The 11,919-nt window shown below is 72.6% G+C and carries 13 protein-coding genes; 6 read left to right on the top strand and 7 right to left on the bottom strand.

Annotated elements, in window-relative coordinates:
• Positions 1-65: 65 nt before the first annotated feature.
• The gene (locus tag ABT160_RS39190) at positions 66-293 is read right to left on the bottom strand and encodes a hypothetical protein (protein WP_351653313.1); all 228 of its coding nucleotides are present in this window, start codon (positions 291-293) and stop codon (positions 66-68) included.
• A 180-nt stretch (positions 294-473) separates the two neighbouring features.
• Here ABT160_RS39190 and ABT160_RS39185 point away from each other — a divergent pair, with 180 nt between their 5' ends.
• Positions 474-1,598 (top strand): Rv3169 family protein, encoded by a 1,125-nt coding sequence (locus tag ABT160_RS39185; RefSeq protein WP_351653311.1) that lies wholly within the window; start codon positions 474-476, stop codon positions 1,596-1,598.
• 34 nt (positions 1,599-1,632) lie between these two features.
• On the opposite strand, the gene ABT160_RS39180 is transcribed toward ABT160_RS39185, so the two are convergent.
• Entirely contained in the window at positions 1,633-1,929 is a 297-nt protein-coding gene (locus ABT160_RS39180) for a hypothetical protein (RefSeq protein WP_351653309.1), read from the bottom strand.
• A gap of 305 nt (positions 1,930-2,234) precedes the next feature.
• Between ABT160_RS39180 and ABT160_RS39175 the strand changes: the two genes are divergently transcribed.
• Positions 2,235-3,317, top strand: a complete 1,083-nt coding sequence (locus ABT160_RS39175; RefSeq protein ID WP_351653307.1) for a phosphotransferase family protein — start codon at positions 2,235-2,237, stop codon at positions 3,315-3,317.
• Positions 3,318-3,344: 27 nt separating this feature from the next.
• Here ABT160_RS39175 and ABT160_RS39170 read toward each other — a convergent pair whose 3' ends face one another.
• Positions 3,345-3,746, bottom strand: coding sequence for a hypothetical protein (locus tag ABT160_RS39170; protein ID WP_351653305.1), 402 nt, complete (start codon positions 3,744-3,746; stop codon positions 3,345-3,347).
• Between the two features lie 206 nt (positions 3,747-3,952).
• Between ABT160_RS39170 and ABT160_RS39165 the strand changes: the two genes are divergently transcribed.
• From ABT160_RS39165 to fxsA, 4 genes are all read left to right on the top strand, one after another.
• Positions 3,953-4,393 carry an Lrp/AsnC family transcriptional regulator gene (locus tag ABT160_RS39165; protein ID WP_351653302.1) on the top strand — a complete coding sequence of 147 codons (441 nt, stop codon included), beginning with the start codon at positions 3,953-3,955 and terminating at the stop codon, positions 4,391-4,393.
• Positions 4,394-4,512: 119 nt separating this feature from the next.
• The gene (locus ABT160_RS39160; RefSeq protein ID WP_351653300.1) at positions 4,513-6,129 is read left to right on the top strand and encodes an amidohydrolase; all 1,617 of its coding nucleotides are present in this window, start codon (positions 4,513-4,515) and stop codon (positions 6,127-6,129) included.
• 531 nt (positions 6,130-6,660) lie between these two features.
• Positions 6,661-7,428 (top strand): polyprenol monophosphomannose synthase, encoded by a 768-nt coding sequence (locus tag ABT160_RS39155; RefSeq protein ID WP_351653298.1) that lies wholly within the window; start codon positions 6,661-6,663, stop codon positions 7,426-7,428.
• A 103-nt stretch (positions 7,429-7,531) separates the two neighbouring features.
• Positions 7,532-8,107 (top strand): FxsA family membrane protein, encoded by a 576-nt coding sequence (gene fxsA / locus ABT160_RS39150; RefSeq protein WP_351653296.1) that lies wholly within the window; start codon positions 7,532-7,534, stop codon positions 8,105-8,107.
• 237 nt (positions 8,108-8,344) lie between these two features.
• On the opposite strand, the gene ABT160_RS39145 is transcribed toward fxsA, so the two are convergent.
• The 4 genes from ABT160_RS39145 to yczE all read right to left on the bottom strand — a co-directional run bounded on the left by ABT160_RS39145 (position 8,345) and on the right by yczE (position 11,843).
• The gene (locus ABT160_RS39145) at positions 8,345-8,719 is read right to left on the bottom strand and encodes an RNA polymerase-binding protein RbpA (protein WP_015032218.1); all 375 of its coding nucleotides are present in this window, start codon (positions 8,717-8,719) and stop codon (positions 8,345-8,347) included.
• 266 nt (positions 8,720-8,985) lie between these two features.
• On the bottom strand, positions 8,986-10,344 hold the full coding sequence (locus tag ABT160_RS39140) for an MFS transporter (RefSeq protein ID WP_351653294.1): 1,359 nt from the start codon (positions 10,342-10,344) through the stop codon (positions 8,986-8,988).
• A 42-nt stretch (positions 10,345-10,386) separates the two neighbouring features.
• A complete protein-coding gene (locus tag ABT160_RS39135) occupies positions 10,387-11,166 on the bottom strand; it encodes a glycerophosphodiester phosphodiesterase family protein (RefSeq protein WP_351653292.1) in 780 nt (259 codons plus the stop codon).
• Positions 11,163-11,843: a membrane protein YczE gene (gene yczE, locus ABT160_RS39130; protein ID WP_351653291.1), complete on the bottom strand. Its 681-nt coding sequence runs from the start codon at positions 11,841-11,843 to the stop codon at positions 11,163-11,165. Before yczE ends, ABT160_RS39135 begins: the two co-directional genes overlap by 4 nt.
• Positions 11,844-11,919: the final 76 nt, after the last annotated feature.

Genomic DNA, 11,919 nt, shown 5'->3' with positions numbered 1-11,919 from the left:
CCGGGGGCTCGTGCCTGGGCCGCCCCGGTGTGGCGGCGGCCCCGGTGGCGCGGCGGCCCCCGGTGTCAGCGCTCGAACCACACCGGGGCCGCCGCGAGCCGTGCCCACTCCTGGTCGCCGGTGCCCGGCAGGGTGCGCCCGCTGCTGGCCCAGTGGCGCAGCATGGCCCGGTAGATGGGCGGGTCCGAGGGGTGCGGCTGGAGCGGTACGGAGTCCTGGACGGCGGACGGCAGCAGCCTGCGCCGTCCGTTTCCCGGGGTGCCGTGCTGGGGTGCGGGGTACAGCGTGCTCATGCCCGGCCAACGCGCCCCCGCCCCGCCGGGTCACCGCCCCCGCGAACCGGCCGGGTGTTCGGGGCATACCCGTACGGCCCCCGCCACCCTCGCGGAGCCGGTCACTCCGCTGTACGCGTATGGCCTCCGGCGCAGTTTCTGACGTACCGTCAAATCCCTTTGCCGCGCTGGAGGTACGCCGTGTCCGACGACCGCCCCGTCCCGCTGGACGAATACCCCGTGCACCAGGCGCCACTGTCGATGAAGCACCACGTCAGCGGTGACCGCAACGCCTACGACCGCTGCATATTCCAGGTCTTCGACCACGCGGGCCGCACCCTGCTCATCGCCGGGCTCGGCGTCTACCCCAACCTCGGCGTCATCGACGCCTACGCCACCGTGCGCAGCGGTGACCGCATCCATGCCGTGCGCGCGTCCGATGCCCTCGGTGACGACCGCATGAACCTCTCCGTCGGACCCCTCCGCATCGTCGTCGACGAACCTCTGCATCGCCTGCGCCTGATATGTGAGGCCGACCCCGGCGACCCCGACTCCCTTTCGTACGACATCAGTTGGACCGGCGACTTCCCCCCGCTGTGGGAACCCCACCACACCCAGCGCCGCGGCGACCGCCTCACCCTCGAAGGCCGCCGCTTCGTCCAGGCCGGACACTGCACCGGCACCCTCCGTTTCGGCGGCCAGGAGGTCGCCGTCACGGCGGGGGAGTGGACCGGCACCCGCGACCGCAGCTGGGGCGTGCGCCCCGTCCCCGGAGAGAGCGACGGCCGCGCCGACGAGTTCAGGCCCGAGGGCTTCCACTGGCTCTGGATACCGGTCCGCTTCGAGGACCGCTTCCTCATGGTCATCGCCCAGGAGGACGCCGACGGCTACCGCACCCTCAACGAGGCCGTCCTCGTCCGCGACGGCCACCGCGACGCCCAACTCGGCTGGCCTCGCACCGACATCACCTACCGCCCCGGCACCCGCCACCCCGAACGCGCCCTCGTCCACCTCACCGACCCCGCCGGCAAGCCCCTCGAACTCGCCGTGGAGACCCTCTGTTCCTCCCCTCTCGCCATCGGCGCGGGCTACCCGCCCGCCCCCGACTGGCAGCACGGCACCTGGCAGGGCCGGGGCTGGAGCGAACGCCTCGTCTACGACCTCTCCGACCCGTCCGCCCACCCCCTGGCCGGCTTCGGCGTCACCGACCACTCCGCCCGCTTCACCCTCGAAGGCCGCACCGGCTACGGCATCTTCGAGCACGGCAGCTTCGGCCGGCACGACCCCAGCGGCTTCACCGGCTACGACTCGGTCGCCTCCCGGTGACGCGCCGCCGAGCCCGCACGCCCCGCGCCCGCCCTCACAGCACGAACACGCTGCGCGCGGTCTCCGTGAAGTACGTCTCGTCCGGATAGACGAGCCACTCCACCGGCCCCGTGCACCCCGGCCCCGTGTGCACTTCGGCGATCGCGTCCGTATGGTTCGCCACCGACGAGGGGAACCAGTCCACCGGGTAGCAGCCACTGGGATCCTCGTACGCCACCCCGTTCACCACCAGCGAGCCCTGCGCCCCGAACGCCGAACCCGGCACCGCCACCGCGAGCCCGAGCGCCGCCGCACCGGCCGCCACCACCATCGCCACACGTCGTCGCGTCATCGGTCGACTCCCTTCCCCCTGCGCGCCGTGCGCGCCTGCGCGGACCGCGCCCGAAGCGATCCGCTGGAGTCACCAAAAGTAGTCGATCACTCACACAGGGTCACCGGCGTGCGGGAGTGCCGCTCCCGCACCCGGCGCGCCCCGCACTCCAGCTGACGCCAACTCGCCAGCCCAACCGGGAACCCGCACCGCCCCGGGGCCCCGCCACCAAAAGCCCGTACCGAAAGGCCCATCCCGACGCGAAGGCCCACCCCGAACAAAAGGCGAACCCCCGCACCGAAGGCCCACCCCGAAGAGGAGGACCCATGCCCACAGCGCCCCGCCCCCGCACCTCCACCCGCGACCCCGAAGAACTCGCCCGCCGCCTCACCGCCTGGCTCGGTACCCGGCTGCCCGGCGCCAAGGCCGTCTCCGTGCGCGTCCCCGAGTCCAACGGGATGTCCAGCGAGACCCTGCTCTTCGACATCGAGCACCCGGAACCCCCGCTGCGCGCCTGCGCGTTGAGGCTCGCCGCCGACCCCGACGCGTACACGATCTTCCCCGTCTACGACATGCGCGAGCAGTACGAGACGCTCCGCGACGTCGCCCGCCACACCGATCTGCCGGTCCCGCGCGTCCTCTGGCTGGAGGAGGACCCCGCGCCGCTGGGCGCCCCGTTCTTCGTCATGGAGCGCGTCGACGGCCGGGTACCGCCCGACGTCATGCCGTACACCTACGAGGGCAACTGGCTGCACTCCGCCACCGACGCCGAACGCGCCCACCTCCAGGACGCCACGATCCGCCTCCTGGCCCACCTGCACGACCAGTACCCCGCACCCGCTCCCGAAGGCAGCGCCCTGCGCGCCCACGTCGAGGCCCAACGCGCCTACTACGCCTGGGTGGTGGAGGGCAGGCCGTCCTCACCGCTCATCGAGTCCGGCTTCGCCTGGCTGGAGGACCACTGGCCCGCCGACGAGGGCGCGCCGGTCCTCAACTGGGGCGACGCCCGCATCGGGAACATCGTCTACGACGGCTTCGACCCCGCCGCCGTGCTCGACTGGGAGATGGCCGCGATCGCCCCGCGCGAGGTCGACCTCGGCTGGACGGTCTACCTGCACCGCTTCTTCCAGGACCTCACGGTCAGCTTCGGCCAGGTCGGCCTGCCCGGCTTCCTGCGCCGCGCCGACATCGAGCGCGACTACGCCCGGCACACCGGCCACGTCCCGCGCGACATGGACTTCTACACCCTGTACGCGGCACTGCGGCACGCCGTCGTGATGCTGCGCGTCGCCTACCGCCAGATCCACTTCGGCGAGACGACCGCACCCGCCGACCCGGACACGCTGATCATGCACCACGGCACCCTGCGCGCCATGGTGCACGACGACTACTGGCAGGCGGACATGTAGGGCGCGCGGTGCGCGGCCCGGACGGGCTCAGGCCGCGTGACGCCGCATCCCCGGCACCTTGAAGGGGCGCGAGCCCGGACCGCCGACGTGCGAGAAGGGCTGCGTGCGCCAGTCGAGCCCCTGGGGGAGCGTCAGTAGCAGCGCGGTGTCCTGCTCCTGGACCTCGGCCGTCTCGTCCGCGACCGGCGGCACGTCCGCCGCGGCGCGGCCGGTGCCGGGGCACACGGACAGCGTGAACGGATGCCACGGGGTGGGGCACAGCGCGTGCTCGGGCAGGACGTCCTCGTCCGCCAGGAGCGCGATCGGCTGGGCACACTCCGGGCAGATCACCCGGAACATCTCGAAAGTGTCGTACGCGTCGAGCTCATCGGCCTCGACGGAATCAACGGGCTCCGGTTCGCCGCGTCCGGTGCGCTTCACACTCTGCATGGAGAATCTCCCCCTCGGGTGGGCCGATCGGGCCCATGCGGCCTCGGCCACAGCAAGCACTTCCCGCCACACGGACGCGGTAACCGCGAGCGCCGTGACCAGGGGCGGCACGAACCTGTGGCGTTCATCACACGCGCGCCGGGCGTGCGCCCCCGTTTCACCCTCCGGCTGTGCTCAGCACCGTCCGGGGCAATAGGTTGATCCGCATGGAGGAGCTGGATCGTCAGATCGTCGAGTTGCTCGTCACGGACGGGCGCATGAGCTACACCGACCTGGGCAAGGCCACCGGCCTGTCCACCTCGGCGGTGCACCAGCGCGTGCGCCGCCTGGAGCAGCGCGGCGTCATCCGCGGGTACGCGGCCGTGGTGGACCCCGAAGCGGTGGGCCTGCCGCTGACCGCCTTCATCTCGGTCAAACCCTTCGACCCCTCGGCCCCCGACGACATCGCCGAGCGGCTCGCCGACATCGCCGAGATCGAGGCCTGCCACAGCGTCGCGGGCGACGAGAACTACATCCTCAAGGTCCGCGTCGCCACGCCCCTCGAACTGGAGCACCTGCTCACGCGCATCCGCTCCCAGTCCGGCGTCTCCACCCGCACCACCGTCGTCCTCTCCACCCCGTACGAGGCACGTCCGCCGCGCATCTGAACGCCCCCGCCGTCCGGGAACCCGCACCGGGCAACTGAACGACCACGCCTCCGGGAACCGGCACCCCCGGCGCCCACCCCCGCACCCCCGCCCGAACCCGCGCAAATACCCTGGTCCCCATGACCGAGAGCCCGAACACCCCCCGCACCGTCCTTCTCCGCGGCGGCGAAGTCCACAGCCCCGCCGACCCCTTCGCCACCGCGATGGTCGTCGAGAGCGGACACATCGCCTGGGTGGGCTCCGAAGGCGCCGCCGACTCCTTCGCCACCGGCGTCGACGAGGTCGTCGACCTCGACGGCGCCCTGGTCACCCCCGCCTTCACCGACGCCCACGTCCACACCACCGCCACCGGGCTCGCCCTCACCGGCCTGGACCTCTCCGGCACCCGCGGCCTCGACCACGCGCTCCGCCTCCTCCGCGAGCACGCCGCCGCGCGCCCCTCCGACCGCGCCCTGCTCGCCCAGGGCTGGGACGCCGACCGCTGGCCCGAGCGCCGGGCCCCCTCCCGCGCCGAACTCGACGAGGCCACCGGCGGCCGCCCGCTGTACCTGCCGCGCATCGACGTCCACTCCGCCGTCGTCACCACCGCGCTCCTCGACCTCGTCCCCGGCGTCACCGACCTGCCCGGCTACCACCCCGACGCCCCCCTCACCGGCGCCGCCCACCACGCCGTGCGCGCCGCCGCCCACGGCGCCGTCACCCCCGCCCAGCGCACCGAGGCCCAGCGCGCCGCCCTCGCCCACGCCGCGTCCCTCGGCATCGGCACCGTCCACGAGTGCGGCGGCCCCGAGATCTCCAGCGAGGACGACTTCACCGGCCTGCTCGACCTCGCCCGCGACGAACCCGGCCCCCGCGTCGTCGGCTACTGGGCCGACCGCGACATCGACAAGGCACGCGCGCTCGGCGCCCTCGGCGCCGCCGGGGACCTCTTCGCCGACGGCTCCCTCGGCTCGCACACCGCCTGCCTGCACCAGCCCTACAGCGACGCGCCCCACACCGGCACTGCCCAGCTGACCGCCGCCGACATCGCCGCCCACGTCGTCGCCTGCACCGAAGCGGGCCTCCAGGCCGGCTTCCACGCCATCGGCGACGCCGCCGTCACCGCCGTCACCGACGGCGTCCGCGCCGCCGCCGACAAGCTCGGCCTCGCCCGCGTCCGCGCCGCCCGCCACCGCGTCGAGCACGCCGAGATGCTCACCCCCGACACCATCGCCGCCTTCGCCGAACTCGGCCTCACCGCCTCCGTACAGCCCGCCTTCGACGCGGCCTGGGGCGGCGACGACGGCATGTACGCCACCCGCCTGGGCACCGAACGCGCCCGCACCCTCAACCCGTACGCCGCCCTGCTGCGCGCCGGCGTCCCCCTCGCCTTCGGCTCCGACAGCCCCGTCACCCCCCTCGACCCGTGGGGCACCGTCCGCGCCGCCGCCTTCCACCGCACCCCCGGGCACCGCGTCTCCGTCCGCGCCGCCTTCACCGCCCACACCCGCGGCGGCTGGCGCGCCGTCGGCCGCGACGACGCCGGCACCCTGGTCCCCGGCGCCCCCGCCGACTACGCCGTCTGGAACACCGACGCCCTGATCGTCCAGGCCCCCGACGACCGCGTCGCCCGCTGGTCCACCGACCCGCGCTCCGGCACCCCCGGCCTGCCCGACCTCACCCCCGGCGCCCCGCTGCCCGTCTGCCTGCGCACCGTCGTCTCCGGCCGCACGGTCTTCGAGCGCCCGAACGAGTGACGTCACTCCGTCGCGTACCGCCGATCGATGCTCCCCGCGCCCCGCACCGGCCCCGCGTGCCTCCCCACTGACCAGGAGAAACCTGTCATCGGTGCAGGTCAAACCGCTGTTGACAGCGAGGCGCCAGGGGCCGGTAGGTTCGGCCGGGTCCACCACAGGACGTCCGTCCGCGACAGTTGCCACGCAGTCGTCGAACGCGCTGAGTCATGGGGTGGCGCGCCGCACCGGCACGCCACCACTGGGAGCCAGGCTCAGCGCCCGCGCTCGCGGCGAGGGAAGGTTTTTGCGGACCGGACGGTGCGACCCGGGTGGGGCCCGGACGTTCAGTAGACAACGGCTCTCGGTCGACCCGCAGCCAGCGGGTCCCAGGTCGGCCCGAAGGACTCCGGGCCCCGATCCGCAGCACCCCGCCGCAGCGGCGGCCATCACGTTTCCCGATCGTCGTACGACACCACCCCCGCGCCGACGCGACCCGCCCGCACGGCTCGCTAAGGTGGGGTCCCTGTGTACGGACGTTAAGGGGCAGCAGCAGTGAACGACGGTGGCCAGAGGCGTTACGGCCCGCTCGGCAGAGCATTGGTGATCATCCCCACCTACAACGAGGCCGACAACATCAAGCCCATCGTCGCCCGGGTGCGCGAGTCCGTCCCCGAGGCGCACGTCCTGGTCGCCGACGACAACAGCCCCGACGGCACCGGCAAGCTCGCCGACGAACTCGCCGCCGAGGACACCCAGGTCCACGTCCTGCACCGCAAGGGCAAGGAAGGCCTCGGCGCCGCCTACCTCGCGGGCTTCCAGTGGGGCATCGACCACGACTACGACGTCCTCGTCGAGATGGACGCCGACGGCTCCCACCAGCCCGAGGAACTCCCGCGCCTGCTCACCGCCCTCAAGGGCGCCGACCTCGTCCTCGGCTCCCGCTGGGTCCCCGGCGGCCGCGTCGTGAACTGGCCCAAGCACCGCGAGATCCTCTCGCGCGGCGGCTCCACCTACTCCCGCATGCTGCTCGGCGTCCCCATCCGCGACGTCACCGGCGGCTTCCGCGCCTTCCGCCGCGCCACCCTCGAAGGCCTCGGCCTGGACCAGGTCGCCTCCCAGGGCTACTGCTTCCAGGTCGACCTCGCCCGCCGCGCCGTCGCCGCCGGATTCCACGTCGTCGAGGTCCCCATCACCTTCGTCGAGCGCGAGCGCGGCGACTCCAAGATGAGCAACGACATCGTCGTCGAGGCACTCTGGCGCGTCACCGCCTGGGGCGTGGAGTCCCGCGCGGCCAAGCTCCTGGGCCGCAAGCAGACCTGACCCGGCCCGCCGGGGGAGCGACCGACCGTCCGGCCGGGCCCTGTGACCCGCACCTCGTCGATCTTGATCCACGGCTTACACCGCTCCCAGGCACACTGGAAGCATGACGACCGGCGCACCGCCCCCCACCACCCGCAAGCGCTCCCGCGCCCGCACCCTCCTCCCGCTCGGCGTGGCCGCCTGGCTGGTCCTGGAGATCTGGCTGCTCACCCTGGTGGCCCGGGCGGGAGGTGCCCTCCTCGTCCTCCTGCTCCTGGTCGGCGGCGCCGTCCTGGGCGGCTACGTCATCAAGAAGGCCGGCCGCCGCGCCTTCCGCACGCTCACCGACACGCTGCGCGAGCAGCAGTCCGGCGCCGCTCCGGCCGCCGGCCCCGAGGCGGGCCGCAACGGCTTCCTGATGCTCGGCGGCATCCTGCTGATGATCCCCGGCCTGCTCTCCGACGCGGCCGGCCTGCTGCTGCTCCTGCCCCCGCTGCGCTCCCTGCTCGGCCGGTACGCCGACCGGGCCCTGGACCGCCGGATGGGCGCCGCCGCCCCCGGCACCCTGGGCAACGCCTTCCAGCAGGCCCGCATGCACCGCCCGGACGGCAAGGTCGTACAGGGCGAGGTCATCCGGGACGACGCCCCGCCGCCGGGACGCCCCGACGCCGCGGGCCCGTTCCCGCCCCTGACGCCCTGAGCGCACCCACGGCCCCGTGAAGGCCCCCGGACCACCGGGGGAGCCCGCGGGGCCGTCCCCTTGCCCGACGCCCGCAGGACGGCGCTCACGGGCGCGTACGCGATGAAAGCGCGGCGCGGCCCGGTGGGGCGGCGAAGGACCGCGCGGCGTACGCGCGAAAGGCCGAGGGCCCCGGTCACACACCTGATGTGTGCCGGGGCCCTCGGCCTTGCTGCTGAACGCGGTGTCGCTACGCGGTCAGGCGGACTTGCGGCTGTCCCGCGGATGAACGGCGATGTTCATCGCGCCGGAGCGCAGGACGGCCAGCCTCTCGGCCAGCACCTCCTCCAACTCCTCACGCGTACGCCGCTCCATGAGCATGTCCCAGTGCGTACGCGCCGGCTTGCCCTTCTTCTCCTCGGGACCGTCTCCGTCCACCAGGAGTGCCTGGATCCCGCAGACCTTGCACTCCCACTCCGGCGGAATCTCCGCCTCGACCGAGAAGGGCATCTCGAAACGATGCCCCTTCTCGCATGCGTACTCCACCGCCTGGCGCGGGGCCAGATCGATGCCGCGGTCGGTCTCGTAGCTGGTCACCACGAGGCGCGTGCCGCGAAGAGCTCGCTCACTCATGAATCGTGCCTCCCGGGCTTGTCGCCCACAGGACAGGTGTCGCTGTCGTCGTCATCCGGTCAACGTCCGGTCGGCGGTAAAGATTCCCGTTGCGGGTCATGCGTCGCCCGTCGTGCCGCCCCTTGTTGTACCCACCAGTGCCCGGTTTGTCACATCTGACATCAGATGTCACCCAGCGTCTTCACTTCTTAAGCACGCAGTAACGGTCCGCCTGGCAGGCCAAAGGCGTACACTACCGCCCCGCCGCGCCCGCGTCTAAATCGCAACTAGATCCGAGCGGGTACGGGATTCCCCGCCGCCTCCACCGCACGCCTCACGGGTACCCGCGCCAGCAGCACGAATCCCACCACGAAGAAGACCACCAGCGAAATGATCGCGTCCCGGTAGCTCCCCGTCAGCTGGAACGCCAACCCGAACACCAATGGACCCAACCAGCTCAACCCACGGTCACTCATCTCGTACGCCGAGAAGTACTCCGCCTCCTTGCCCCGCGGCACCAGGTGCGAGAACAGCGAACGCGACAGCGCCTGGCTGCCGCCCAGCACCGTACCGATCGCCGCCGCCAGCACGAAGAACCACACCGGCGCCCCCGACGGCAGGAAATAACCCGCCACCAGGATCACCGTCCACACCGCCAGCGACCCCAGGATCGTCCGTTTCGCCCCGTACGACCTCGCCAGACGGCCCATCCCCAGCGCCCCCGCCACCGCGAGCACCTGCACCAGCAGCACCGCCGTGATCAACGTCGACTGCGACAGGCCCAGCTCCTCCGACCCGTACACCGACGCCTGGGAGATCACCGTCTGCACCCCGTCGTTGTAGACCAGGTAGGCCAACAGGAACGACAGCGTCAGCGGATGCCGCCGCATGTCCCGCAACGTCGCCACCAGCTGCCGCCAGCCCGCGCCCACCGCACCCTCACCCCCCGGCGCCACCGCACGGTCCCGCAGCCGGCGCAACGGCACCAGCGTCCACGCCCCCCACCACAGACCCGCCGACGCCAGACAGATCCGCACCGCCGTACCCTCCGACACGCCGAACGAGTCGTGCCCCGAATACAGCACCAGATTCAGTACGAGCACCAGCGCCCCGGACGTGTACCCGAACGCCCACCCGCGCGACGACACCGCGTCCCGCTCGTCCGGCTCCGCGATCTGCGGCAGGTACGCGTTGTACAGCGCCATCGACACCGCCACCGAAGCGTTCGCCACGATCAGCAGGAACGCCCCCAGCAGATAACGCTCACCCTCCAGGAAGAACATCCCCGTCGTCGCCGCCGCACCCACGTACGCGGCAGCCGCCAGGAACGGCTTCTTGCGACCCCTCCGGTCAGCGGCCGCCCCCGCCAGAGGCATCACCAGTACGGCCAGCACCACCGACACCGACACCGCGTACGGGAACACCGAACCCGCCCGCACCGGAATCCCCAACGGATGCACATAACCCTCCGCATCCGCCGCCGCCTTCGCCACCGACGTCAGATACGACCCCAGGAAGACCGTCAGCACACTCGTCGAATACACCGAACAGGCGAAGTCGTAGAAGTACCAGCCCCGCTGCTCACGCCTGCGCTCCGCCGACGACCCCGACGAAGGTCCGGCCGACTCCGTGGTACCCGCGTTCACAGCCGCGCCCCCTCACTCGCCCCGCACGACACACCACCCCGGTCAGGACCACAGACCGCGGTCCACCAGCACCGAACGCAGCGCCTCCAGATGATCGGTCATGATGCCATCCACCCCCAGATCCAGCAGCTCACCCATCCGCGCCGGATCGTTCACCGTCCACACATGCACCTGCAGCCCGCGCGCGTGCGCCGCCCGCACGAAGCGGCCGTCCACCACCGGCACCCCGCCCTGCGCCACCGGCACCTGCGCCGCCACCACCCCCGTACGCACCGGCACCGGCACCCCCCACGAGCGCAGCCGCAACGCCGCCACCCCCCGCACCCCCAGCGACGTCGCCAGCCGCGGACCCGCCAGCCGCGCCGCCCGGGCCACCCGACCCTCCGCGAACGACCCCACGCACACCCGGTCCCACGCACCCGTACGCCGCACCAGCTCCACCAGCGGCACCAGCGCCGACTCCGCCTTCAGATCCACGTTCCAGCGCGCGTCCGGAAACTCCTCCAGCAGCTCCTCGAACAACGGCAACGGCTCCCGCCCCGCCACCCGCACCCCGCGCAACGCACTCCACGGCAGCGCCGAGATCCGGCCGCTCCCGTCCGTCACCCGGTCCAGCGTCGCGTCGTGGAACGCCACCAGACGCCCGTCCGCCGTCGTGTGCACATCCGTCTCGAAATAACGGAACCCCAGCCCACGCGCGCGGTGGAACGCGGCCGCCGTGTTCTCCAGACCGTCCGCGTCACCACCCCGGTGCGCGAACGGGATCGGCAGACCATGGTCCAGATACGGATGGCGGCGCGCGCCACGGCGAAGATCAGTCACCGCCGCAGTATCGCCCGCCCCGATGGCGCGGAAGCGACCACCGTGCTGCCGGACTCCCCGCCCCCGATGGCGAACACCCGCAGGAACAACTGCGCCAGCGGCCCGATCGCCAGCGCGTACAGCACCGTCCCCACCCCCACCGAACCACCCAGCGCGGACCCCGTCGCCACCACCGCGACCTCGATCAGCGTCCGCACCAGCCGCACCGACCAGCCCGTACGCCGGTGCAACCCCGTCATCAGACCGTCCCGTGGCCCCGGGCCCAGCCGCGCCGCGATGTACAGGCCCGTCGCCACGCCGTTCAGCACCACACCCGCCACCATCAGGCCCACGCGCCCGGGCAGCCACTCCACCCCTGGAAGCACCGCCAGCGCCCCGTCCATCGCCAACCCCACCACGAACACGTTCGACACCGTGCCCAGCCCCGGCCGCTCCCGCAGCGGCACCCACAGCAGCAGCACCACCGCCCCCACCACGATCGACACCACCCCCATCGACAGCCCCGACAACTCCGAAAGCCCCTGGTGCAACACACCCCACGGCTCCAGACCGAGCCCCCCGCGCACCAGCACCGCCGAACTCACCCCGTACACCACCAAGCCCGCGTACAACTGCACCAGCCGCCGCGGCAGCCGCGGACCCGACACGGCCGCCCGCAGACCGGAAACCAGTGACATCAGAACCCCCAGTGGAGAAAGTGGACCGACACATGACACCCTGTGGCCGGGCCCGGCACACCAACCAGGGCCAATC

The organism is Streptomyces sp. NPDC001941 (genome assembly GCF_040296945.1).
Classification (GTDB): domain Bacteria; phylum Actinomycetota; class Actinomycetes; order Streptomycetales; family Streptomycetaceae; genus Streptomyces.
Note: the sequence above shows the minus strand (reverse complement) of the source record. Positions and strands in the feature narration are given on the sequence as shown.